Below are 22,863 nucleotides of genomic sequence, written 5' to 3' on the forward strand. Positions count from 1 at the left end.
GTCTCAGTTCGGAAGATCTTGTCGGGCCCAGTTCAGGATGGCTTCCATTACGGGGCGAATGGCTTCGTTGCGCGGGTATTGCACCACAGCCACCACCACCTGCCGACGCCCACTCTGGCCATCGACATAGCCGCCCAGGGCGCTGACGCCATCCAGGGAGCCGGTCTTGATGTGAGCGTAGCCTGCGGCACCCTGCCACCGCTTCGTGGTGCCATCCACGCTGGTGATGGGCAAGGACGCCATCAATTCCGGCATGACGGGGCTGCGCCACAAAACCTGCAGCCATTCGCCCAGGCACATGGCCGATGTGCGTTCCATGCGGGACAGGCCCGAGCCGTTGTCCAGAACCAGGGCATCGCCGTCACACGGGGTGTGGTTGGCGGCACGGGTGGTCGCTTGCCGGACCACTGCACTCACGCGTGTGCGCGCCGCATCCAGTGTGGCGGGGCTCGGTGTGGACGTGCTGTCCGTGCCGGTCGGCAGCGGCGCGGTGGCCTGCGTCAGGAACAACTGACGCGCCATCACGTTGTTGCTGAATTTGTTGATGTCACGGACGATCGAGCCCAATGGGGGCGATGTCCAGCGTTGCCACACGGCGGCTTCCTGGGGCCATGTGCCATCTTTGATCTGGCCTTTCAGCGTGCCTCCCGCTTGTCGCCACGCCGCGTGCAGGAGTCGTGCAGCCAAGTCCCCCGGGCCATCGCCTTGCCACAAAACGGGCCAGTCTTTTTCTCCGCACGACAGGGGGTAGGGGCCTCGCAGCTGGATGGACCAGCGCGATAAGCCTTCCTTGTGCCAGCCTTTGATGGGAGCCATGCGCAAATCCATGGCTTCGCGCCAATCGCCGCAGGATGCCTCTGCCTTGATGGTGAGTTGGGTGTGGAGTTCGACTCCGTCCAGCGGCGGGTCCATGGCCACACGGATTTGACCAGGGCGGCTGGCGTCAGGCACGAAGCGCAAGACCACCGACTGGTGGTTCACCAGCAATGCGTCGGGGCCGGCGTTGTAGGGGCGCAAGGGCCGGCCATCGAATGCCGCGGGGTCGTGTGCAGGCACCGCCAGCCATTGACGGTCGAATACGATGTCGCCACGGATCTCGCGCAGGCCGGCCGCACGCCAGCGGTTCACCATGAGGGACACATGCTCCTGGAGCAGTGCCGGGTCACCTTGGCCTTTGATGTACAGCGAGCCGTTCAGTACGCCGTCGGGGGACAACGGTCCACCCAGAGCCGTGTCAGTGGACCACGTCCACGCAGGGCCCAGCGTCAGCAAGCCTGCGCCGGTGGTGAACAATTTCATCACCGACGCGAAAGGGCGTGGCGTGGTCGCAAGATGCGCCAAGCGTGGCGTTGGGGTGTCCACTGGCCACACAAGCAGGGACAAAGCAGACGGGGGCATGCCAGCGCGCTGCAGTGCCTCGGAGATGGGCGCAGGCAGGGGGGCGTCTTGGGCGCGCGAAACGGGGCTTGCCAGCAGGGCCACCACACCGAGGGCGCGCAGCAGGGGCAGACAGGAGGACAATCGCAATCGGTGCATGGGCGCCATCATAGAAGGCGACGCAGTCGCTACACTCCCGCCATGTCTTCTTTGCCTGTATTGCTCGCCCTGGATACTGCTACCGATCGCATTCACGCCGCTTTGGCCGTGGGGGATCGGGTGCGGACGTTGGATTTGCCGGGCGGCGCGCAGGCGTCGTCACAACTGTTGCCGGCGCTCAAGGGCTTGTTGAGCGAGGCGGGTTTGTCGTGGGCCGATCTCAGTGCCGTGGCATTCGGCAGTGGCCCGGGTGCCTTCACCGGTCTGCGCACGGCTTGTTCCATCACGCAAGGTCTGGCCTTGGGGGCGGACTGCCCTGTGATCGTGCTGGATACCCTGATGGTGGTGGCCGAGCATGCACGTCAGCAGGCGCCCCAGTGGTGCCCGGACGGGGCCGAGGTCTGGGTGCTGCAGGACGCCCGGATGGAAGAACTCTATGTGGGGTCTTTCTGTTGGCAAGGCCAGCGGTGGGTGCCGAAGCAGGCGCCGCAATTGTGGTCGCTGGATGAGCCTGCGAGACGATGGGCCGCGGACACTCGCGACGGTCCAGTCCGCCTGTGCGGCAACGCCATGCAGGTCTACCCCGAGCGGTTCGCATTTGCCTCGGCCGAGGGGGCCGCGATCTTGGTGCAGCCAGCCATGCCTGCGGGGGCGGCGCTTGCGGCTTTGGCGCAGGCCGCCTGGGCCGACGGGCAAACGGTGGATGTGGCCCTCGCGTTGCCGCGCTATGTGAGAGACAAAGTGGCACAAACCACGGCAGAGCGACAAGCGGCTGCACAAGCTCCGCGCTTCGTGGATCGTCCGATGACCGAGGCAGACATTCCGGCGGTATTGGCCATGGAGCAGGCTGCGTGCCTGCATCCCTCGCACGCGTGGAGCGAGGACAACTATCGGTCATCCATGCGTGCGGGCTATTGGTGTCGCGTTCGGCTGGATGCGGCCTCGCAGCAAATTGTGGCCGTGTGCGTGGCCATGAATGGTGCTGACGAGATCCATTTGCTCAACATCGCGGTGGACAAGCGCTGGCATGGCCGTGGTGTGGCCCGCGCCTTCCTGGGCGTGCTGTACGAGCGTTGTCAGCAGCAGCGAGCCAGTCTGTTGTGGCTGGAGGTTCGCCCCAGCAACACGCCGGCCCGTGCCTTGTACGGTAAAGAAGGGTTCATCGAGGTCGGTGTGCGCAAAGGCTACTACCCCGCGCCCGACGGACGTGAGGATGCCGTGGTCATGCGGCGAGACATCGATCTGGGTGACGGCCGTGCGGTGGAGTGAGCGACAGCGCGCCATGTTGCGCGAGATGGGCGTGCCACCCTTCTGGCCGGAGGGATCGGCCGATGCGGTCGAAGATGCGGCAACTGTGGCGGCCGCACCGTCGGCCGCGGCTGACGTGCCCGTTGCCCAGCCGGCGCCTGTGTTGATGGCTACAGCGCCAGAACGTGTTGCCGCCCCGGTCGTGCCCAAGCGCCCGGTCGAGGCCAAACCTGTTGTGGCCTCTTCGGCTGTGGCGGAATTGGGGGCCCGGCCTTCAGGCATCGAGCAGATGGACTGGCCCGCGTTGCGCGAGGCCGTGGCTGGCTGCCAGGCATGCGGCCTGTGTCAGAGCCGCCGTCAGACGGTGTTTGGTGTGGGCCACCCACAAGCCGATTGGATGATCGTGGGCGAGGCGCCTGGCGAGCAAGAGGACAAGATGGGCGAACCCTTCGTGGGACGTGCCGGCCAGCTGCTGGACCGCATGTTGCATGCGGTGGGGCTGACGCGGGCGGAGGCGCCTGCGGACAAGCAGGTGTTCATTGCCAATGTGCTCAAGTGCCGTCCGCCCGCCAACCGCAATCCTTTACCGCAAGAAGTGGCGCAGTGCGAGCCGTATCTGCTGCGGCAAATGGCGCTGGTGCAGCCCAAAGTGATGGTGGCGATGGGGCGGTTTGCGGTGCAGTCGCTGCTCAAATCCACCGAGCCGATTGGGCGCTTGCGTGGCCGTGTCCACCACGTTCAAGGCATTCCGGTGGTAGTGACTTACCACCCCGCCTATCTGCTGCGCAACCCGGCGGACAAAGCGCTGGCTTGGGATGACCTGTGCCTGGCGCGAGAGGTTTTGCTGCAGCGGACTTAACCGCCCAGGTAACGCTGTCGGCGGAACCACCACACCAGCCCGACGACCACGGCACCCATCAGCATCATGGCCACCCAGAAGCCCGGGGCTGTGTGGATGAGGGGCATGGCGTCGAAGTTCATGCCGAACACGCCGGTGATGAGGTTGAGCGGCAGGAACACGGCGGTCAGCACCGTCAGGGTGCGCATGATGTCGTTGGTGCGACTGCCCTGTAGCGAAAAGTGCATCTGGACCGCGCTTTCCGACGACGATTCCAGCCTGCGGACATGATTGAGCACACGCTCGATGTGTTCCTGCACGTCACGTGAGCGCACGCGCAACACCTCGCGTTCGCGGGCGGCCTGGGGGTCGGTCGGTACGGGCCATTCGTCCAAAGCGTCCATCCACTCCTGCAGCGCGCTGTGTTGGTCTTCACAGGTGTCTTCCAGCAGGTGCAGGGTGTTGCGCGATTCGAGCAGTGCCTGCCAGTGCCGGAACTGTTCGTTGTTGCGCAGCATGTCCTGTTGCAGGTAGCCCAATTGGCGGGTAAGCAATCGGCGCAGGTCGAGATAGCTGTCCACCATGTGGTTGACGATGCGCAGCATCAAGTCCGCCGGGCTGGGCGGCAGGCGTGACGGGCCTCGGCCTTCGGTGCGATGCAGGTGTCCCTCCAACCCTTGTTCATGGATGAGGGCGGCATCGGCACTCAGGTGGTCATCTTCCTCGTCCTGAGGGGGGATCGAGGGAGATGCCTCCATCTCGGGCGGGACCGACATGCCGTGCTCGGCCGGGCCGCTGGCCATGAGGCTCAGTCGGGTCTCAAAGAAATCCCGTACCGAACAGTCGGCGGGATGCACGGTCAGCAGCACCCGGTCAAACAAGGCGAATCCGACAGGGCTGGTGTCGATGGCGGCCAGCGCTTGGCGGGCACTGGACGCCGTGCCGTGCTCGTCATCCAGAAAGAGGTGGGCCGTGCCTGGCCCCGCGGCCAGCCGGCGAAACACCAGCAGGTCGTACCACGAGGTGTAGTCGTATTGCGAGGGCAGCTGTGGATTCAGCAGGTCAGAGATGTGCAGATCCACCAGGCTGCCACCGGCCAGGCGGGCGAGATGGCGCTGTACCTGTGTCAGCTGCACCTCAAAGACCCGCCGACTGCAGGTCACCCACAGAAAGCCCTGGGGGGGCAGGCTGGTCGGCCATTCTTCCAGCTCGGTGAAACGATCGTTGATCAGGAAAAAGCGCACAGCAACCCCAGTGCAGACGACGGATCCGCAGCTTAACCTTGACGCAGCTTCTCGGCCGCGTCCAGCGCAAAGTAGGTGAGGATGCCGTCAGCACCCGCACGCTTGAACGCCAGCAAGGCTTCCATCATGCACGCGTCGTGGTCCAGCCAGCCGTTTTGCGCGGCCGCCTTGATCATGGCGTATTCGCCGCTGACCTGGTAGGCGAAGGTGGGCACCTTGAACTCGTCCTTTACGCGTCGCACGATGTCCAGATAAGGCATGCCTGGCTTGACCATCACCATGTCGGCACCTTCGGCGATGTCCATGGCCACCTCGCGCAGCGCTTCATCGGTGTTGGCGGGGTCCATCTGGTAGACCTTCTTGTTGCTCTTGCCCAGATTGGCGGCCGAGCCCACGGCATCGCGGAAGGGACCGTAGAACGCGCTGGCGTACTTGGCGCTGTAGGCCATGATCCGGGTGTAGATCAGGTTCTGCGATTCCAGTGCCTGGCGGATGGCGCCAATGCGGCCGTCCATCATGTCCGAAGGCGCCACGATGTCGACACCTGCTTCGGCCTGCGTCAGGGCCTGACGGGTCAGCACCGCCACGGTCTCGTCGTTGAGGATGTAGCCGGTGTCGTCGAGCAGGCCGTCCTGGCCGTGGGTGGTGTAGGGGTCGAGCGCCACGTCGGTCATCACGCCCAGTTCCGGAAAGCGTTTTTTCAGCTCGCGAACGGTTTGGGGGACCAGGCCATCGGGGTTGGCAGCTTCAGCGCCATCCGGTGTCTTGAGGCTGCCGTCGATGACCGGGAACAAGGCCAGCACGGGCACGCCCAATTCCAGGCAGCGCTCGGCGGTGCGGTACAAGGCGTTGCGACCCAGGCGTTCAACGCCGGGCATCGAGCCCACGGCTTGCGTGCCCTCGTCCTGATCCAGGATGAAGACGGGGTAAATCAGGTCAGCCGAGGTCAGGGCGTGTTCGCGGACCAGGCGGCGAGAGAACTCGTCCTTGCGCAGGCGACGGGGACGGTGTTGGGGGAAGTGTTGCGAGAACATCATGGTGACGCCAGGTCCGATTTTGTGAAGTAATGCAAATGTGAACGGAAAACCGCTTCATCACGGTTTTTTGCAGGACACGGAGGCGTGCACCTCTGTGGAATCCAGCCTATAATTCACCTTGAATGATACGCCGCAAGGCCTCATTCCCTGCTTTTCCTCCCTGAGCAGGTGCCTTACGTGATGACAGCGTTAAGGCTTCATAGCCCCGGCCAATGCCGGGGCTCTTTTTTTGTCTGTGCGATTTGATCCACCCCATGGGCAAGGTCTGCATTTCGGTGCGGGGGCTGGCCATAATCCGGGCATGAGCAACGCCTATCTTTGGGTCAAGGCCCTTCACATCATCTTCGTGGCCAGCTGGTTTGCAGGCCTGTTCTACCTGCCGCGGTTGTTTGTGAACTTGGCCATGGTGTCCGCAGACAGCCATGCCGAGCGCGAGCGCTTGCTGCTCATGGCACGCAAGCTCTACCGTTTCAGCACCATCCTCATGGTGCCGGCGCTGGTGTTTGGCTTGTTGTTGTGGCTGTATTTCGGCATCGGCAAGGGCCCGGGGCAGATCTGGTTGCACATCAAGCTGACCCTGGTGGTGGGCGTGATCGGCTACCACCATGTGTGTCGGCGCATCCTGACCCAGTTCGAGGGCTTGCAAAATCGCCGCAGCCACAAGTGGTTCCGCTGGTTCAACGAGGTGACGGTTTTGCTGTTTGCCGTCATCGTGTGTCTGGTGGTTCTCAAGCCGACGCTGGGATAAGTCTGCCGCATGGCTGAGCACCGCAGTTCCGCCTGGCCCCTGACGTGGGTCGCTGTGGCGCTCATCGTGTATGCCACGCTTCATCCGTGGAGCGGCTGGCATTGGCCTGACCGACAGGTGTTCAGTTGGGTGTTGCCCAAACTGCACCAAGAAATCGTCAGTGATCTGGTTGCCAACATCCTGGGGTATTTGCCCTTCGGGATGATTCTGTGCCTGGCCTGGCTGCGCAGCGGGTATTCCGTGACCTCGGCGGTGCTGCGGACGGTGTTGATGGGCGCCAGCATGTCCTACACCCTCGAGCTGATCCAGTACACCGTGCCGGGCCGGGTGCCCTCGATTTCTGACTGGGTTCTGAACACCTTGGGGACGGCGTGGGGGACGTTGGCGGCGGTCACCATTCAGGCCCTGGGTGTGGTGGACTGGTGGCATCGCCTGCGCCAGAAATGGTTCATCACGCAGGCGGGGCATGGGCTGGCATTGCTGTGGATGTGGCCGTTAGGCTTGCTGTTTCCGCCCCCCTTGCCGCTGGGCGAGGGGCAGTTGCTGCCGCACTTGCGGTTGGGACTCGTCGAGTTGACCTCCGGTACGCCCTTGCAGGCCTGGCTGTTGCCCGAGGATCCTTTGCGCTTGTGGGCTGCCATCCATTCGGCCGTCGTGTCGTCCAGCTGGCTGCCCATGGTCGAAGCCCTGACCGTTGCGGCAGGCATGCTGGCCCCCTTGTGTCTGGCTTGTGCACTGGCGCGCCCTCGAACCTTGCGGGTGGCGTTGCTCAGTGCGCTGGTGTTGCTCGGGATGGGGGTGACCGCGCTGTCGACGGCACTGAACTTTGGTCCTGAGCATGCACTCAGTTGGTTGACCTTGCCCAGCAGCTTTGGCATGTTGCTGGGGGCCATGTGCGGCATGTTGCTGGTGGATCGCTCTCGCACGGCTTGCGCGGCACTGGGTGTCATGGTGTTGCTGGCGCTGATCGGGTTGATTCATCTGGCGCCCCCGGATCCTTATTACGCGCAAACCTTGCAGGCGTGGGAGCACGGCAGATTCATCCGGTTTCACGGGTTATCCCGGTGGTTTGGCGTGTTGTGGCCCTATGTCGCCCTGATTTGGCTGCTGGGGCGATTGACCGCGCGTGATCTCACTCAAGTCTCGGATCAGGGCGGAACCTAAAATGGCGCCATGAGCTATTACCAGCGCCACATTTTTTTCTGCCTCAATCAGCGCATCAACGGCGAAGCCAGTTGCGGCGACCATGACGCGAAGGCGGCCTTTGACCATTGCAAGAACCGGATCAAGGACGCCGGGTTGTCGGGCAAAGGACAGGTGCGCGTCAACAAGGCAGGGTGCCTGGATCGTTGTGCGGGTGGCCCTGTGGCGGTTGTGTACCCCGAAGGCACTTGGTACACATTTGTAGACCAGGCTGACATCGACGAAATTGTGGACCGTCACCTGATCAACGGTGAAGTCGTGACGCGCCTGGTTTTGCCCGACGACGTTGGACGCTGAGGTGCATCATGATCGGACGCCCTGCCTCAACCCTCATTGACGGTCCGGCCGGCCACATCGAAGTGGTCGTCGAAGAGCCCGCTGCCAAGCCGCTGGGGTTGGCTGTGGTGGCGCACCCGAACCCGCAGATGGGCGGCACGATGGACAACAAAGTCGTGCACACCATTTGCCGGGCGTTCGTTCTGGCTGGCTGGCGCGCCGTCCGCTTCAACTTCCGTGGCGTAGGACGATCGGAGGGCGAGTGGGACGAGGGCCGCGGTGAAACCATGGATCTGCTGGCGGTGGTGGGGCATCACCTGAGCGACCCTGACATGGTGGGGCACCCTCTGGCATTGGCCGGTTTTTCGTTTGGCGGGGCCATGGCTGCGCAAGCCTGTGCCCGCTTGATGGAAGTTGCGGCCTTGCGCCCCGGGGTCGTGGCGCCATCCGAGTTGGTGCTGATCAGCCCAGCCGTGAGTCGGTTTGATGTGCCTGTCGTGCCGCAGCACACCTTGATCGTCGAGGGGGAGCAAGACGATGTGGTGCCGCTCACGCACATCCTGGATTGGGCGCGGCCGCAAGGCTTGCCGGTGACGGTGGTGCCCGGGACGGGGCATTTCTTCCACGGTCAGTTGCCACGTTTGCGAGAAATCGTGTTGCGCCATCTGCGCGGTGTGGCGGAGTGACCTTGCCGGGGTGACGGAATTCACGCCCCTGGACTTGTAAATGGGGCTGAATGCCCCATATTGCGCCCATGACAAAGCTCTTTCGACCTGCTCGCCGAGCGGTATTGCAACTGGCTTGGACGGCTGGCCTTGCTCTGGGGATGGCCGGGGTGCCCGTTGCCGGGTGGGCGGCTGCGCCTGTCTCGCCGGCTTCAGCCATGTTTGCACCTCGCGCTGCAGCCATGCCGGCGGTACCGGAGGTGGCCGCGCGTGCCTTCATCCTGCAGGATGTCGGTAGCCGTCAAACCTTGGGTGAACGACAGGCCGATCAGCCTTTACCCCCAGCCTCGCTGACCAAACTGATGTCGGCCTACCTGGTGTTCCAGGCGCTGGAGTCGGGAAAGCTCAAATCAGACCAGTCCCTGACCGTCTCGGACAAAGCCTGGCGTGCGGGGCTGAATGGTGCGGTGCGGATCGCCGCGGCACCGAACGCCACGCTGCGGGTGGATGACCTGATTCGCGCCATGACCGTGTTGAACGCCAACGACGCGACGATCGCGCTGGCGGAAGGCGTGGCGGGTTCGGTGGACGCGTTTGTCGACATGATGAATCGTCAGGCCCAATCTTGGGGGCTGACGGCGACCCGCTTCCAGAATGCCGATGGCACAGCAGAGCGGCAGCATCTCAGCACAGCGAGGGATCTCTCGTACATTGCTGCGCGCCTGGTGCTGGATTTCCCCTCGGCGCTGCCGTATTACGCGCCCAAGAGCATCACCGTGGAGGGCGTTCCGCAACCCAACCGCAACCTCTTGTTGCTGCGTGACCCCAGCGTCGACGGCTTGCAGGCGGGCTACACAGAGTCGGGCGGGTATGCGCAAGTGGCCACGTCGCGTCGCACCATCGCTGGCGTCGAGCGACGTTTGATCAGCGTGGTCCTGGGTGCCAACTCCAGTGAGGCGCGGGCCGGTGAAAGCCAGAAGTTGCTCAACTGGGGCTACAGTGCTTTTGACGTGGTCAAGCTGTTTGATGCAGGACAGCCGGTCACCACGGCCAAAGTCTGGAAAGGCCGTTCATCGACCGTGCCGATCGGTCGCCCCGAGCCACTGATCGTGGTGGTGCCGCGCGGGCAAGGCAAGCTGCTCAAGACCCAGTTGACCCGCCCTGACCCGCTCATGGCGCCCCTGCTCAAGGGGCAAAACGTGGCGACGTTGCAGATCACGCTGGGCGGTCAGCCATGGCAAAGTCGCCCGTTGCAGGCGCTGGAGGCGGTGCCCAGCGCTGGCTGGCTGGGGCGCGTATTGGATGCCATCCGTCTTGGCATCCAATGATTCAGGATTTCGACATGACGCATCAACCCGTGAACCCCATCATTCCCCCCGAGCAGTCGCTCATCGAGTACCCCTGCGCCTTTCCCATCAAAGTGATGGGCGCCCATCACGAGACCTTCATCGAGGCCGTGGTGTCCGTGGTGATTGCCCACGATCCGGCGTTTGACGCCTCGACCATCCAGCGTCGCCCCAGCAGCAGCGGCAACTACCTGGGCCTGACGGTGACCGTCACGGCCACCAGCCGCGAGCAACTCGACAACATCTACCGCGGATTGAGCGGCCATCCCCTCGTGAAATACGTGATCTGACGCATGCGTCAGGTGTGGCAAACGCACGCATACAATGTCTGTGATCTGGCCGAAGCGCCTCTGGTGCCTCGGCCCTTTGTTTGAAGGAACCTGAAGTGTTTATTTCTGAAGCTTATGCACAAGCCGCAGCTCCCGCTGCTGGCGCCTCTGGTGGTCTGATGAGCATGCTGCCGCTGGTGCTCATGTTCGTGGTGTTGTACTTCGTCATGATTCGTCCTCAGATGAAGCGCCAGAAGGAAACCAAGGCCATGCTCGACGCGCTGGCCAAGGGTGACGAAGTCATCACGCAAGGTGGCGTCATGGGTCGCATCACCAAGCTGGGCGACACCTTCGTGAGCGTGGAAGTGGCCAATGGCGTCGAACTGCAACTGCAGCGCGTGGCCATCGTGCAGGTTCTGCCCAAGGGCACCTACAAGTAATAGAACGCCTGCGTCGTCGAGGACCTCATGAACCGCTATCCCTGGTGGAAGTACCTGATCATCGCCGTGGCGTTGGCCATCGGTCTGATCTATAGCCTGCCCAACGTATTTGGCGAGGCGCCAGCCGTGCAGCTCTCCAGTGGCAAAGCCACGCTCAAGCTCGACAGCGCTGCTGTGGCTCGGGTCGAGGCTGCCCTCAAGGATGCCGGCATCCAGGCCGACTTTGTCGAGCTGGATGGCACATCCGTGCGGGCGCGGTTCAAGGACACCGACACGCAGCTGAAGGCGCGCGACGTCATCCAGCGCACCTTCAACCCCGATGAAACCGATCCGCGCTACATCGTCGCGCTGAATCTGGTCTCGCGCTCGCCCCAATGGCTGCGCTCGCTGCATGCCCAGCCCATGTATCTGGGCTTGGACCTGCGCGGTGGCGTCCACTTCCTGATGCAGGTGGACATGAAGGCGGCGCTGACCCAAAAAATTGACAGTCTGTCGGGTGACATCCGCACGCTGCTGCGTGACAAGGACATTCGCCACAGCGGGATCCGTCGTGAAGCGAGCACGGTCATCGTGCGTTTCCGAGACGACACCGTGCGCAAGGCGGCCCGTCCTGTGCTGCAAGACAACTTGCCAGATTTGATCTGGGCTGACTCGACCGACGCCGGTGGCTCGGGCGATGTGACGCTGGTGGGCTCGCTCAAGCCGACCTCCGAGCGCAGCATCCAGGAGCAGGCCCTCAAGCAAAACATCACCACCCTGCACAACCGGATCAATGAGCTGGGTGTGGCCGAGCCCGTGATCCAGCAGCAAGGGCTGGACCGCGTGGTGGTGCAGTTGCCTGGCGTGCAGGACACGGCCAAGGCCAAGGACATCATTGGTCGCACGGCCACGCTGGAAGTGCGCATGGTCAATGACAGCACCGAAGCGCAAGCTGCGCTGTCCGGTGGCCCGGTGCCTTTTGGTTACGAGCGCTACATGGAGCGTGGCGGCGTGCCCATCATCGTCAAGCGCGAAGTGGTGTTGACCGGTGACAACCTGACCGACGCACAGCCCGGCTTCGACGAAAACCACGAAGCTGCCGTGCACCTGACCCTTGACGCCCGTGGTGCCCGCATCTTCAAAGATGTAACCCGCGAAAGCGTTGGCAAGCGCATGGCCATCATCCTGTTCGAAAAGGGCAAGGGTGAGGTCGTGACGGCGCCCGTCATCCGTGGCGAAATCGGTGGTGGCCGCGTGCAGATTTCGGGTCGCATGACGACCGAAGAGGCTGCCGACACCGCGCTGCTGCTGCGTGCCGGTTCGTTGGCCGCACCGATGACCATCATCGAAGAGCGCACCGTGGGCCCGAGCCTGGGCGCTGAAAACATTGCGCAGGGCTTCAATTCGCTGGTCTACGGTTTTGCCGCGATTGCCGTCTTCATGTGCATTTACTACCTGCTGTTTGGTGTGTTCTCGACCATTGCGTTGTCGGTGAACCTGCTGCTGCTGGTCGCTGTGCTGTCGATGTTGCAAGCCACGCTGACCTTGCCGGGGATTGCTGCGATTGCGCTGACGCTGGGCATGGCCATTGACTCGAACGTGCTGATCAACGAGCGCGTGCGCGAAGAGTTGCGCAACGGCTCGGCACCGCAAACGGCCATCCGTGCCGGTTACGAAAACGCCTGGGCCACCATCCTGGACTCCAACGTCACCACCCTGATTGCGGGTCTGTCGCTGCTGGCCTTTGGTTCGGGCCCGGTGCGTGGGTTTGCCGTGGTGCACTGTCTGGGCATCCTGACGTCGATGTTCTCTGCCGTGTTCTTCTCTCGTGGTCTGGTCAACCTTTGGTACGGCCGTCAGAAGAAGCTCAAGAGCGTGTCGATTGGTCAGGTCTGGAAGCCCCAGGAATAACAAGAAGAGGGATCGAGCATCATGGAATTTTTCCGCATCAAGCGTGACATTCCCTTCATGCGCCACGCGTTGGTTTTCAACGCCGTGTCGTTCTTGACCTTTGCCGCCGCCGTGTTCTTCCTGTTCACGCGGGGCCTGCATCTGTCGATCGAGTTCACCGGCGGGTCTTTGATCGAAGTGCAGTACGCGCAAAGCGCTGATCTGAACAAGGCGCGGGCCGCGATCGAGTCGCTGGGCTATGGCGAAGTGCAGGTGCAAAACTTCGGCACCTCGCGCGATGTACTGATCCGTCTGCCGCTGCGCGGTCAGATGAAGCAGGGCGAAGTCGTGGGCAAGGTTTTCGGAGCCCTGTGTACGGCCGAGCAAGGCGCCCTCAAAACGGTCGACACGACCGACAAGGGGCCCGCCCAAGTCTGTCAGGTGGCCGATGGCGGTCAACCCGTGGCCCTGCAGCGCAGCGAATTCGTTGGGCCGCAGGTCGGTGAAGAGCTGGCCCGTGACGGCGCCTTGGCGCTGGGCGTGACCGTGCTGGGCATCATGATTTACCTGGCCATCCGTTTCGAATGGAAGTTCGCGGTGGCTGGCATCATCGCCAACCTGCACGACGTCATCATCATTCTGGGCTTCTTCGCCTTCTTCCAGTGGGAGTTCTCGCTGTCCGTGCTGGCGGCGGTGCTGGCGGTGCTGGGCTATTCGGTCAACGAGTCCGTGGTGATCTTCGACCGGATTCGCGAGGCCTTCCGCAAGTTCCGCAAGATGAACACGGTCGAGATCATTGACCATGCCATCACGTCCACGATGAGCCGGACCATCATCACCCACGGTTCGACCGAAGCCATGGTGCTGGCGATGCTCTTCCTCGGCGGCCCCACGTTGCACTACTTTGCACTGGCACTGACCATCGGCATCGTGTTCGGTATTTACTCGTCGGTGTTTGTGGCCGCAGCCATTGCGATGTGGCTGGGCGTCAAGCGAGAAGATCTGGTCAAGAGCGCCAAAAAAGATATCGATCCGAACGATCCGCACTCCGGTGCGGTGGTGTAGAGTCAAAAGAGTCTTACTCTTTTCCCCCTATGTCCATCGGTCCTCACCGTGCGCTGGCGCTGACTGCCCGGCTCAGCTTTGTCGAAGCCCTGATGCGGGGCTTCGAGGCCATGGTGCAAGCCTGTCTGGAAGGGGCGCGGGTTCAAGCCGCCCAGTTGGGCGATCCGGCGTTGGCCATGAAGCGCCGAGATCTGGTGCTGGACCTGGGCAAGCTGGCCGCCATCTGGCGTGCGGACATGGACAAGGCCTTGAACGAGGCCTTGCGCGATTTGCGCGTGGGGCGTGCGGTGGGGCTCAAGCCGGCCACCAGTGCGATCACCCGTGCGGACGTGCCGCTCAGTTTGCTGGAAGACAGTGACATCGAGCGTGATTTGGCGGTGTCGCGTCTGGCGCAGGCCATTTCGGATGTGACGGGCTCCGAGTACACCGATTTGAATGCCCGCTTGCAAGCGGTGCAGGGGGCGGTTGAACCCTCGAACGTGCAGGTGGATGTGCTGACCCCGTATTGGGTGGGGCGCGTCGTGGTGGCTGCATGGCTGGACTGCGGGCTGGGTCTTGAGCACTGGGGCACGCTGCAAAGCGTGGTTCACCAGGAAGTCGCGCAGTGGGCCTTGGAGGCCTATCACTTTGCCAACGGGGTCTTGCTGGATCACGGTCTACGGCCGGAAATCGACCTGCGCCCGTTCATCCGCCGCGCCAAGGACACGGGTGTCGGGCGTGCCACGGTCATTGGTGGCATGGGGGGCAGCACCGGCGGCGGCAACAGTGGCCTGCAGCCTTTCGGTCAGCCTTACGAGGAAACGCGTTTGCTGACGCAGACGCCCGGGATGTACAAGACGCCTGCGCAGTCTCAGGCCTTGTTGAGCAAACTGACCCAAGTCGTTGGGCGGCAGGTGCCGGAGTTCGAGCACACGCAGGCTGACGGCAACACGGTTCGTCAGGCGGCGCCCGGGGTGTCGGCGGGGCTGGGCCAGGCGATTCAGGCTGTGGGGGACGTGGTCCGACGTCAGATCGGTGTCGGAGGTGAAGCCGAGTCACATACCCCCTCGCAAGTGCTGCAAGAGTTGCAGCAAAGCAAGCGGACGCTGAAGCAGTCGGCCAGCACGCCCGTTGAGCGGGCAACCATCGAAATCGTCGCATTGCTGTTCCAGGCCATTCTGACGGAGGAGCGTCTGCCGGCGAGCATCCGCGTGTGGTTTGCGCGCTTGCAGATGCCTGTGCTGCGTGTGGCCATCAGCGAGCCGGATTTCTTCGCCACGACCAGCCATCCTGCGCGGGTGCTCATTGACCGCATGGGCTCGTGCGTGATGGGCTTCGTGGAAAGCGATGGCAACACGGAAGACGCGCTCTACAAGGAGATTCGACGCATCGTGCAGGTGATCGAGGCCTATCCCGACACCGGCCGACGCGTGTTCCAGACGGTGCTCAACGAGTTTGTCCGCTTCCTGGAAACGTATTTCCGTGAAGAAAACGAAGCGTCACGCCGTGGCGTGTCGTTGGCGCAGCAAGTTGAGCAGCGCGAGACCTGTGCCATTCAGTACACGATCGAGTTGCGCAAGATGCTCGATGGCGTGCCGGTGCATGAGGGCGTGCGTGAGTTCATGTTCAAGGTGTGGGCCGATGTGATGGCGCACAGCGCCGTGCTGCACGGACCGAACAGCGAACAGACCAAAGCGCTCAAGCGCGCCGCAGCGGACCTGATCTGGTCGGCCAGCGCCAAGACCTCGCGTGAAGAGCGTGCCGACGTGCTGCGCCGTTTGCCGCCCCTGCTCAAAACCGTTCGTGAAGGCATGGCCCGTGCGGGGTTGCCATCGGACAAGCAAGACGAACAAATTCAGGCGCTGAATGCGGCGTTGGCCGCCGCGTTTGCAGCGCGTTCGGCCACGATTTCATCGACCCATTTGCAGGCGGTCACCGAGCGCCTGGAAGCGCTGGGGGATGTGTTGCCGGACTTGGCTTCAGTCGAGTTGGATGCGGAGACCTTGCGAGATCTGTCTGGCCACGAAAGCGACGATCTGGAAGTCGTTGCGGATGGGGGCAGCATGCCCACGCCCGCCATGGTGGGCTGGGCGAAGGAGCTTCAGATTGGCGCGTGGTTCGAGTTGGACTACCGTGGCAAGCAAGAGCATGTGCAGTTGGCCTGGCATGGTTTGCAAAAACAGCTGGCTCTGTTTGTGACCTCATCCGGGCGTGGCGTGCTGTTCCAGTTGCACCGGCTGGCGGCCTTCTTGCAAGCGGGCTTGCTCACGCCCATGGAAGATGAGTCGTTGACCACGCGCGCGACGCGCGTGGCGTTGGCCAAGCTGGATGCAGACCCGGACCGTCTGCTGAATTAAGCCGACGGGGTGGCGCTGCGCTCGCGCAGCAGGGCCTCGAACGCCGCTTCGGTCAAGGGGCGGCTCAGGTGGAAGCCTTGGGCCTCATCGCAGCCGTGGTCACGCAGGAATGCGGCCTGGTCTTCGTTTTCGACACCTTCGGCCACGATGGCCACTTCCAGCCGGTGTCCCATGGCAATCAAGGCGCCAACCAGGCGGCTGTCTCCCGGGGAGTGGGGGACTTGTGCCAGGAAGCTGCGATCCAGTTTGAATCGATCGACCGGGAGTTCGCGCAGGTAGGCGAAGCTGGAGTACCCCACACCAAAGTCGTCAATGGCGATGCTGACGCCCAGCAGGCGCAGTTGCGTCAGGACGTCTGCTGCGCGCAGTGACTCCCGCACGACCACACTTTCCGTGATTTCCAGCTCCAGTGCGGTGGGATCCAGACCGGTATCGCGGAGTGCCTGGTCCACGGTGGCCACGATGTCTTCACTTTCGAGTTGAACGGCCGACAGGTTGACGGCCACGCGCAAGGGCCAGCCTGTCTGAGCTCGCCATTGTTGCCCCATGGTGCAGGCGCGCCTCAGCACCCATTTGCCCATTTGGACGATCAATCCTGTCTCTTCCGCCAGGGGAATGAAGTCGGACGGCGGAATCAGCCGCCCTTTGTGTTCCCAGCGCAGCAAGGCCTCGACACCGGTGATGTCGCCGGTGGCACAGTCGAACTGTGGCTGGAAGTGCAGAAGCAGCTCTTCCCGCTCGAGCGCTCGATAGAGGTCGTTCTCCAGCAGCAGCGTGTCCACGGTCGCCGAGGCCATTTGCGGACTGAACATCTGGATCTGGTGGCGCCCATTGTTTTTGGCCTGGTACATCGCCAGATCGGCGTGACGCATCAGGGTGATGGCGTCGCCACCGTGTTGGGGATAGAGCACCATCCCGATGCTGGGGGTGATGCGCAACTCATGGAGCCCCACACGAACGGGTTCGTCAAAGAGCTCCAGCACCTTGCGAGCCACGACGGCGCCGTCGGATTCATCGGTGAGCCGGGGCAGCAGGATCACGAACTCGTCGCCGCCCAGTCGCGCAACGATGTCCGAGGTGCGCATGCCGTTGCGCAAGCGTCTGGCGACCTCGACCAGGACCGTGTCCCCAATGTGATGCCCCAAGGTGTCGTTGATCTTCTTGAAGCGATCCAGATCCAGGAACATCAGCCCCATGGTGAACTGCTCGCGCTCGGCCATGGCCAGACAAGTCTTGAGCTGCTCTTGCAGCATGTTGCGGTTGGGCAGGGCCGTGAGCGAATCGTGCAGCGCCATGTGCTCAAGTTTGACCTCTGCCTCCCGCCGCAGCGTCACGTCATGTGCCATGACGAGGTAGCCGGTCAGCGTGCCGTACTCGTCGCTCAATTCGGTGACAAGGATCTCGGCGACCAGCATGCTGCCGTCCGAACGGATCATGCGCCACTCCGATGGCACACCCGGAGATTCCTTGGCGAGGTGGGTCAGGACATCGAGTTCGGCATTGGACTCGGGCTCCCCTTGTCGCATCGCGATCAGGTGGGCGCTTTCCTTGACTTGTTCCGGATCGAAGAAGCGCTGGGTGGTGCAGCGCCCCACCAGTTCGTTGGCACGGTAGCCGACCAGGCGCTCGCCTGCCGGATTGATCGTCTGGATCACGCCGGACGGGTTCAGCACAAAGATGGCGTAAGGGGCGCTGTGGACGATGACTCGGCGCATCTCGTCCACTTCGTTGAGCTGTCGCTGGGCCTCGAAAATGGCACGGTCAGCCGCTTCCTGCGGAGACAGGTCGCGCACCACCAAGATGTATTGCTTTTGACCTTCCCACAGCATGCTGCTGACGGTCAGGTCCAGGGGGAACGTTTGTCCGCCTGAGCGCAGCCCTTCGGTCCGGCGGCCCAGCGCGTTCATGCCGGCATGCTGCAGTTGCAGGAAGGCCTCCAGCGAAGCTTCGCTGTCGACCGACGCGTGGGGGATCAGTTCGTCGAGTGTCGCCCCGATCACGCTGGCATGGGCGCGGTCAAACATGCGGCAGATTGCCAAATTGGCGCCGATGATGTGACCGTCTTCCGTGAGCGCAAGGATCCCGTCAATGGTGTTGTCGAGCACCGCGCGCAAGCGCTGTTCGTTGCCCAGCGCCTGGTTGCTGAGCTCTCGTGCCATGGCGGCGGCTTTGCCGTGTCGCAGGGCGGCCCCGCGCAGGGCCCACCACAACCCCAACGTGGTGGTGAGGCTGGCCAGCAGCAGCGCCATCGGGAAGGCCGCCAGCAATGGCTGGGAATGGCCTTGCGTGAGCGTCAGCGTCCAGGTTCGGTCACCGGCTGGCAGGGGCAGACTGATGGCGTTGTGCCGGTTCAAGGGCGCGGTGGCATCGAACTGAGGTGTCACCCATTGGGCGCTGTCAAACAGTGGCGGGGGGGAAGGGTCCAGGCCCGCACTGCGGTCGCTCACGGTCCAGTGCAGTTGCGCCCAGCGGTCAGACGGGAGCACCTGGCGCATGAGGTCTGGGGCCCGAAACACCCCGCTCACGGTCCCGATGAAGGCTTTGCGTCGTTCCTCAACAGTCTTGATCGGGCGACCGAGTTTGTAGACAGGCAGGCGGACAATGAAGCCCACGCCACCTTGTATCAGGACCACGGGCTGAGAGACGCTGGCGCGACCGCTGTCACGGGCGCGCTCCATGGCCTCTTTCAGCAAGGGGCGCGTCAGGATGTCGAAACCAAATGCCGCCTGGTTGCTGGCCATCGGTTCGTTGAAAATGATGGGAACGTACAGCGGGCGATTGCCCGTGGGCTTGATCTGGAAGCCGGGGTAGCCTTGACGTGAGACGCTGCGGTCACCCGCGACACGGCGCTCGAACTCGCTGCGCTCTTCGAGTGTGACCTGTCGTGCGAACTGGATGGCGGTGAGCGCCGGGTATTCCCGCTCGGGCGCCATGTCCACAAAGCGCTGATGAAAGATGCGCCGCCCCACCGTGTCATTCGCCTGGAACAAGGCCTGGAAGGCCCCGAGGGCGTCAATGTAGTGGTCGAGTTGTTGCGCCAGCGTCTTCTGCAAGGCGGCCGCTTCAGCGGTGAAGGCCTCATCGGCCTGTGCTTGCTCGCGCTTGGCAGCTTGCAACCATGCCGCCAGGCTCAGGATAAGACCGACGAGCAGCACCAGTTTGGCCATGCGGGCCAGCCAGCGCGACTCCTCCCTCGTCTTATCGATGTCGATCAGCATCCACGTCCTTGAAGTGCCAGAGGTGGCCGGCCCCCAAAGGGACCGGCGCATCCAGCTTTATCGGACTGTGGAATGCAGTGCTTGATGCCTACCCCCCGCCACAGGGGGGCAGGTGCGACATGGAAAGCCGCTAATTTGTGAAAACGGTCACGCTCCGCGTGCCATGGCCATCAGGCGGGCGATGCGTTCCTGCGTGGACGGGTGGGTTGAAAACAAGCCCTTGATCCCCTCGGCCGACAGCGGGTTCATGATCATCATCTGTGCGGTTTCCGGGTGGGCCTCTGCGGCGTGCAGCGGGATGCCCTGCGCGTAGCGATGGATCTTGTCGAGGGCGCTGGCCAGTGCGGCCGGGTCGCCACTGATTTCGGCGCCGCCCCGGTCAGCTTCGAATTCACGGGCGCGGCTGATGGCCATCTGGATCAGGCTGGCGGCCAGCGGCGCCAGAATGGCCACGGCGATGCCTGCGAGCGGGTTGGCGGGTCGCCCCTCTTCATCACGGCCGCCAAACAGCACCGCAAAGTTGGCCAGCATCGAGATGGCGCCGGCCATCGTGGCACTGATGGTGCTGATGAGGATGTCTCGGTGCTTGACGTGGGCCAGTTCGTGGGCCATGACGCCGCGCAGTTCTCGCTCAGTCAGGACATTGATGATGCCTGTGGTGGCGGCCACCGCAGCATGCTCGGGGTTGCGGCCCGTGGCGAAGGCGTTGGGGGCGTCTTCGTCGATCAGGTAGACCTTGGGCATGGGCAGGTTGGCGCGCTGGGCCAGCTCCTTGACCATGGCGTAAAAACGCGGCGCGGAGGTTTCGTCCACCTCGCGAGCGTTGTACATCTTCAGCACCATCTGGTCGGAGAACCAGTAGCTGAAGAAGTTCATGCCGAGCGCCACGACCAGGGCCAGCATCATGCCGGCGCGTCCCCCGATCATGGCGCCAATGGCCATGAACAAGGCGGTGATTGCCGCCATCAGGATGGCAGTTTTCATCAGGTTGAACATGTCGTGCGGGCCTCCTGCCCCAGTCAAAGCGAAACGCCATCACATGATGGCGTTTCTTAGATGCGGTGTGTCGCGTGAAGTTCAACCCAGCGCGCTGGGCAAACTCAGGTTTTGCAGAAAATCGCGCACCAGCACGCGCTTGCCGCCAGGGCGTTGCAGCGTTTGCAGGGCCAGCGCTTGCTGTCCGCAGGCCACCACCAGTTGTTCGCCTTGCGCGTGGAGCACCTGGCCCGGGGCGCCGTGTCCGTCGCAGACCGAGGCCGCCCACACCTTCACGACTTCCGTGCCCTTGTCGGTTGGCAACTGGAAGGTGCAGCCCGGGAACGGGTCGAACGCGCGGATGCGTCGGGCAATTTCATCGGCCGACTGCGCCCAGTCGATGGCCGCTTCGGCCTTCTCGATCTTGTGTGCGTAGGTCACGCCCTCGGCCGGTTGCGGCGTGGGCGCCAGGCCACCGGTGGCCGCCAGGTTCAGGGCCGACACGATCATACGTCCACCCAACTCGGCCAGTCGGTCGTGCAGCACGGCGGTGGTGTCGGTGGGCAAGATCGGTGTGCGCTCGATCAACAGCATGTCGCCGGTGTCGAGCCCTGCATCCATTTGCATGATGGTGATGCCCGTCTCGGCATCACCCGCTTCGATGGCGCGGTGAATGGGCGCGGCACCACGCCAGCGCGGCAGGATGGAGCCGTGGATGTTGAGGCAGCCCAGGCGAGGCAGATCCAGCACCCATTGGGGCAGGATCAGGCCATAGGCCGCGACCACCATGATGTCGGGAGCGGCGGCCAGCAAGGCATCGCGCGCGGCGGCGGCTTCGTCTGGGTATTTGCCGTCCAGCCGGAGGCTGTGCGGCTGACTGACCGGGATGCCGTGCTGCACGGCCAACTGCTTGACGGCCGATGCCTGCAGCTTCATGCCGCGCCCGGCAGGGCGATCGGGCTGGGTCAGGACCAGGGGCACCTCGAACCCGGCGCGCAACATGGCGTCCAGCGCCACGGCGGCAAATTCTGGCGTCCCGGCAAAAGCCGCTGTGAGTGCACTCGCCATGCTTTACTCGTCGCGCTGACGCTTGGCCAGTTTGGTCTTGATGCGGTTGCGCTTGAGCGGCGACAGGTATTCCACGAACACCTTGCCTTTCAGGTGGTCCAGCTCATGCTGCACGCACACGGCCAGCAGCTCTTCGCCTTCGAATTCGTAGGTCTCGCCTTCGCGGTTGAGGGCGCGCACGCGCACCTTGGCGTGGCGGTCCACCTTGTCATAGATGGTGGGCACCGACAGGCAGCCTTCCTCCCACACGATCATTTCGTCGCTGGCCCAGATGATTTCTGGATTGATCAGCACCAGCGGGTCGTTGCGCTCTTCGCTGGTGTCGATCACGACCACGCGCTCGTGCACATTGATTTGTGTGGCGGCCAGGCCGACGCCTTTGGCGTCGTACATGGTTTCCAGCATGTCATCGACCAGCTGTTTGATGCGGTCGTCTACCTGCGCGACGGGCTTGGCCACGGTATGCAGTCGGGGGTCGGGGTAACGAAGGATGGGCAGCAGGGCCATGGCAGGGTCGGGCAATCAGCGAGGAGGTTGTGGAAGTATCGCAACGACAGCGGGCATCCGCTGCAGGATTCAGCACGTAACACGGCGCAATTCTCGTTGCGATCGTGCGGCTTTTGCGGGCAGAATCAGACGATCATTGACCAGATTTTGCCGAATCTGGTGCATCCGTGTTGTGGATGCGCTTTTTTGGGCAGGTAGTGGAGACTGTTTTGATGACTCAGCGATCGCTGTCGAAGGGACCCAGCATCCCCACTTTCGTGCGCACCGGACGCGCGCTGTGTCTGTCTGCGCTGGCCGCGGCGACGATGGCTCTGGGTCTGTCGGGAACCGCTCGCGCGGAGTTTCCGAATTACCCCATCACCGCACAGCAGAAGGCCACAGCCCAACAAGTGGCGCAAGCCGGTGTGCCGTTGTCGGAGTTGGCGCCAAATGCCCCTGATTCTTACACCGTCAAGCGGGGTGACACGCTGTGGGCCATTTCCAGCCTGTTTCTGAAGTCGCCCTGGCGCTGGCCTGAGTTGTGGGGCATGAACCTGCAACAGATCCGCAACCCCCACCTGATTTTCCCCGGGCAATACCTTTACCTGGACAAGAGCAATGGCCGCGCCCGTCTGCGCGTGGGCGAGCCGGTGGGCGGTGGCGTCAATGGCACCACCAAGCTGTCGCCACGCGTCCGTGAGGGCAGCCTCTACGATGCCATTGCCACGGTGCCCTTGCACCTGCTGGAGCCTTACTTCAACGAGGCCGTGATCTTCGACAACAGCGAAGAGTTGCTGCAGGCCCCCCGCGTTGTGGCCACACAGGAAGGTCGCGTGTTGCTGTCGCGTGGTGAGACCGCTTATGTGCGTGGCGAGTTGGGCGGCCGCCGCGAGTGGCGTCTGTTCCGGACCACCAAGCCGCTGCGTGACCCGAGCACCCAGGAAGTTCTGGGCTTCGAAGCACAGTATGTGGGCACCGAGATCGGAAGAGCGTCGT

At 63.3% G+C, this 22,863-nt stretch carries 20 protein-coding genes; 13 read left to right on the top strand and 7 right to left on the bottom strand.

Annotated elements, in window-relative coordinates; genetic code table 11:
- Positions 1–3 precede the first annotated feature (3 nt).
- Positions 4–1,536: a D-alanyl-D-alanine carboxypeptidase/D-alanyl-D-alanine endopeptidase gene (gene dacB / locus ACMV18_RS06320; protein ID WP_420817148.1), complete on the bottom strand. Its 1,533-nt coding sequence runs from the start codon at positions 1,534–1,536 to the stop codon at positions 4–6.
- A 42-nt stretch (positions 1,537–1,578) separates the two neighbouring features.
- On the opposite strand from dacB, the gene tsaB reads away from it, so the two are divergent.
- Both tsaB and ACMV18_RS06330 read left to right on the top strand, forming a co-directional pair.
- Complete coding sequence (gene tsaB, locus ACMV18_RS06325; protein WP_420817149.1) at positions 1,579–2,805, top strand: tRNA (adenosine(37)-N6)-threonylcarbamoyltransferase complex dimerization subunit type 1 TsaB; 1,227 nt, start codon at positions 1,579–1,581, stop codon at positions 2,803–2,805.
- 13 nt (positions 2,806–2,818) lie between these two features.
- Positions 2,819–3,643, top strand: coding sequence for a uracil-DNA glycosylase (locus tag ACMV18_RS06330; RefSeq protein WP_420817150.1), 825 nt, complete (start codon positions 2,819–2,821; stop codon positions 3,641–3,643).
- Here ACMV18_RS06330 and ACMV18_RS06335 read toward each other — a convergent pair.
- A complete protein-coding gene (locus tag ACMV18_RS06335) occupies positions 3,640–4,866 on the bottom strand; it encodes a magnesium transporter CorA family protein (protein ID WP_420817151.1) in 1,227 nt (408 codons plus the stop codon). The genes ACMV18_RS06330 and ACMV18_RS06335 overlap by 4 nt on opposite strands.
- Positions 4,867–4,898: 32 nt before the next feature.
- On the bottom strand, positions 4,899–5,903 hold the full coding sequence (gene hemB / locus ACMV18_RS06340) for a porphobilinogen synthase (RefSeq protein WP_374259077.1): 1,005 nt from the start codon (positions 5,901–5,903) through the stop codon (positions 4,899–4,901).
- Positions 5,904–6,204: 301 nt separating this feature from the next.
- Here hemB and ACMV18_RS06345 point away from each other — a divergent pair, with 301 nt between their 5' ends.
- The 10 genes from ACMV18_RS06345 to ACMV18_RS06390 all read left to right on the top strand — a co-directional run bounded on the left by ACMV18_RS06345 (position 6,205) and on the right by ACMV18_RS06390 (position 16,120).
- Entirely contained in the window at positions 6,205–6,651 is a 447-nt protein-coding gene (locus tag ACMV18_RS06345) for a CopD family protein (RefSeq protein WP_420817152.1), read from the top strand.
- 9 nt (positions 6,652–6,660) lie between these two features.
- A complete protein-coding gene (locus tag ACMV18_RS06350; RefSeq protein WP_420817153.1) occupies positions 6,661–7,815 on the top strand; it encodes a VanZ family protein in 1,155 nt (384 codons plus the stop codon).
- Between the two features lie 9 nt (positions 7,816–7,824).
- Positions 7,825–8,151: a (2Fe-2S) ferredoxin domain-containing protein gene (locus ACMV18_RS06355; RefSeq protein ID WP_374259074.1), complete on the top strand. Its 327-nt coding sequence runs from the start codon at positions 7,825–7,827 to the stop codon at positions 8,149–8,151.
- Between the two features lie 8 nt (positions 8,152–8,159).
- On the top strand, positions 8,160–8,816 hold the full coding sequence (locus ACMV18_RS06360; RefSeq protein WP_374259073.1) for an alpha/beta hydrolase: 657 nt from the start codon (positions 8,160–8,162) through the stop codon (positions 8,814–8,816).
- 197 nt (positions 8,817–9,013) lie between these two features.
- Positions 9,014–10,123, top strand: a complete 1,110-nt coding sequence (locus ACMV18_RS06365) for a D-alanyl-D-alanine carboxypeptidase family protein (protein ID WP_420817154.1) — start codon at positions 9,014–9,016, stop codon at positions 10,121–10,123.
- A 14-nt stretch (positions 10,124–10,137) separates the two neighbouring features.
- On the top strand, positions 10,138–10,431 hold the full coding sequence (locus ACMV18_RS06370) for a DUF493 family protein (RefSeq protein WP_374258939.1): 294 nt from the start codon (positions 10,138–10,140) through the stop codon (positions 10,429–10,431).
- A gap of 95 nt (positions 10,432–10,526) precedes the next feature.
- Positions 10,527–10,850: a preprotein translocase subunit YajC gene (yajC, locus tag ACMV18_RS06375; RefSeq protein WP_374258940.1), complete on the top strand. Its 324-nt coding sequence runs from the start codon at positions 10,527–10,529 to the stop codon at positions 10,848–10,850.
- Between the two features lie 27 nt (positions 10,851–10,877).
- Positions 10,878–12,740: a protein translocase subunit SecD gene (gene secD / locus ACMV18_RS06380; RefSeq protein WP_374258941.1), complete on the top strand. Its 1,863-nt coding sequence runs from the start codon at positions 10,878–10,880 to the stop codon at positions 12,738–12,740.
- A gap of 21 nt (positions 12,741–12,761) precedes the next feature.
- Entirely contained in the window at positions 12,762–13,784 is a 1,023-nt protein-coding gene (gene secF / locus ACMV18_RS06385; RefSeq protein ID WP_374258942.1) for a protein translocase subunit SecF, read from the top strand.
- Between the two features lie 29 nt (positions 13,785–13,813).
- A complete protein-coding gene (locus ACMV18_RS06390) occupies positions 13,814–16,120 on the top strand; it encodes a DUF1631 family protein (RefSeq protein WP_420817155.1) in 2,307 nt (768 codons plus the stop codon).
- On the opposite strand, the gene ACMV18_RS06395 is transcribed toward ACMV18_RS06390, so the two are convergent.
- The 4 genes from ACMV18_RS06395 to def all read right to left on the bottom strand — a co-directional run bounded on the left by ACMV18_RS06395 (position 16,117) and on the right by def (position 21,888).
- Positions 16,117–19,338, bottom strand: coding sequence for a bifunctional diguanylate cyclase/phosphodiesterase (locus ACMV18_RS06395; RefSeq protein ID WP_420817156.1), 3,222 nt, complete (start codon positions 19,336–19,338; stop codon positions 16,117–16,119). The genes ACMV18_RS06390 and ACMV18_RS06395 overlap by 4 nt on opposite strands.
- Before the next feature lie 147 nt (positions 19,339–19,485).
- Complete coding sequence (gene htpX / locus ACMV18_RS06400) at positions 19,486–20,334, bottom strand: zinc metalloprotease HtpX (protein WP_420817157.1); 849 nt, start codon at positions 20,332–20,334, stop codon at positions 19,486–19,488.
- Between the two features lie 81 nt (positions 20,335–20,415).
- On the bottom strand, positions 20,416–21,381 hold the full coding sequence (gene fmt, locus ACMV18_RS06405) for a methionyl-tRNA formyltransferase (protein ID WP_420817158.1): 966 nt from the start codon (positions 21,379–21,381) through the stop codon (positions 20,416–20,418).
- A 3-nt stretch (positions 21,382–21,384) separates the two neighbouring features.
- Positions 21,385–21,888: a peptide deformylase gene (gene def / locus ACMV18_RS06410; protein WP_374258947.1), complete on the bottom strand. Its 504-nt coding sequence runs from the start codon at positions 21,886–21,888 to the stop codon at positions 21,385–21,387.
- A gap of 305 nt (positions 21,889–22,193) precedes the next feature.
- Between def and ACMV18_RS06415 the strand changes: the two genes are divergently transcribed.
- The coding region (locus ACMV18_RS06415; RefSeq protein ID WP_420817159.1) for a LysM peptidoglycan-binding domain-containing protein at positions 22,194–22,863 on the top strand (670 nt) is incomplete at its 3' end.

The sequence above is a fragment of the Aquabacterium sp. genome (assembly GCF_048860245.1).
Lineage (GTDB): Bacteria > Pseudomonadota > Gammaproteobacteria > Burkholderiales > Burkholderiaceae_C > Aquabacterium.

What these genes read in the sequence shown, in the direction of transcription:
- dacB (WP_420817148.1), bottom strand. Translation starts at nt 1,536, where the DNA reads ATGCACCGATTGCGATTGTCCTCCTGTCTGCCCCTGCTGCGCGCCCTC.
- tsaB (WP_420817149.1), top strand. Translation starts at nt 1,579, where the DNA reads ATGTCTTCTTTGCCTGTATTGCTCGCCCTGGATACTGCTACCGATCGC.
- ACMV18_RS06330 (WP_420817150.1), top strand. Translation starts at nt 2,819, where the DNA reads ATGTTGCGCGAGATGGGCGTGCCACCCTTCTGGCCGGAGGGATCGGCC.
- hemB (WP_374259077.1), bottom strand. Translation starts at nt 5,903, where the DNA reads ATGATGTTCTCGCAACACTTCCCCCAACACCGTCCCCGTCGCCTGCGC.
- ACMV18_RS06345 (WP_420817152.1), top strand. Translation starts at nt 6,205, where the DNA reads ATGAGCAACGCCTATCTTTGGGTCAAGGCCCTTCACATCATCTTCGTG.
- ACMV18_RS06350 (WP_420817153.1), top strand. Translation starts at nt 6,661, where the DNA reads ATGGCTGAGCACCGCAGTTCCGCCTGGCCCCTGACGTGGGTCGCTGTG.
- ACMV18_RS06355 (WP_374259074.1), top strand. Translation starts at nt 7,825, where the DNA reads ATGAGCTATTACCAGCGCCACATTTTTTTCTGCCTCAATCAGCGCATC.
- ACMV18_RS06360 (WP_374259073.1), top strand. Translation starts at nt 8,160, where the DNA reads ATGATCGGACGCCCTGCCTCAACCCTCATTGACGGTCCGGCCGGCCAC.
- ACMV18_RS06365 (WP_420817154.1), top strand. Translation starts at nt 9,014, where the DNA reads ATGTTTGCACCTCGCGCTGCAGCCATGCCGGCGGTACCGGAGGTGGCC.
- ACMV18_RS06370 (WP_374258939.1), top strand. Translation starts at nt 10,138, where the DNA reads ATGACGCATCAACCCGTGAACCCCATCATTCCCCCCGAGCAGTCGCTC.
- secD (WP_374258941.1), top strand. Translation starts at nt 10,878, where the DNA reads ATGAACCGCTATCCCTGGTGGAAGTACCTGATCATCGCCGTGGCGTTG.
- secF (WP_374258942.1), top strand. Translation starts at nt 12,762, where the DNA reads ATGGAATTTTTCCGCATCAAGCGTGACATTCCCTTCATGCGCCACGCG.
- ACMV18_RS06390 (WP_420817155.1), top strand. Translation starts at nt 13,814, where the DNA reads ATGTCCATCGGTCCTCACCGTGCGCTGGCGCTGACTGCCCGGCTCAGC.
- ACMV18_RS06395 (WP_420817156.1), bottom strand. Translation starts at nt 19,338, where the DNA reads ATGCTGATCGACATCGATAAGACGAGGGAGGAGTCGCGCTGGCTGGCC.
- htpX (WP_420817157.1), bottom strand. Translation starts at nt 20,334, where the DNA reads ATGTTCAACCTGATGAAAACTGCCATCCTGATGGCGGCAATCACCGCC.
- fmt (WP_420817158.1), bottom strand. Translation starts at nt 21,381, where the DNA reads ATGGCGAGTGCACTCACAGCGGCTTTTGCCGGGACGCCAGAATTTGCC.
- def (WP_374258947.1), bottom strand. Translation starts at nt 21,888, where the DNA reads ATGGCCCTGCTGCCCATCCTTCGTTACCCCGACCCCCGACTGCATACC.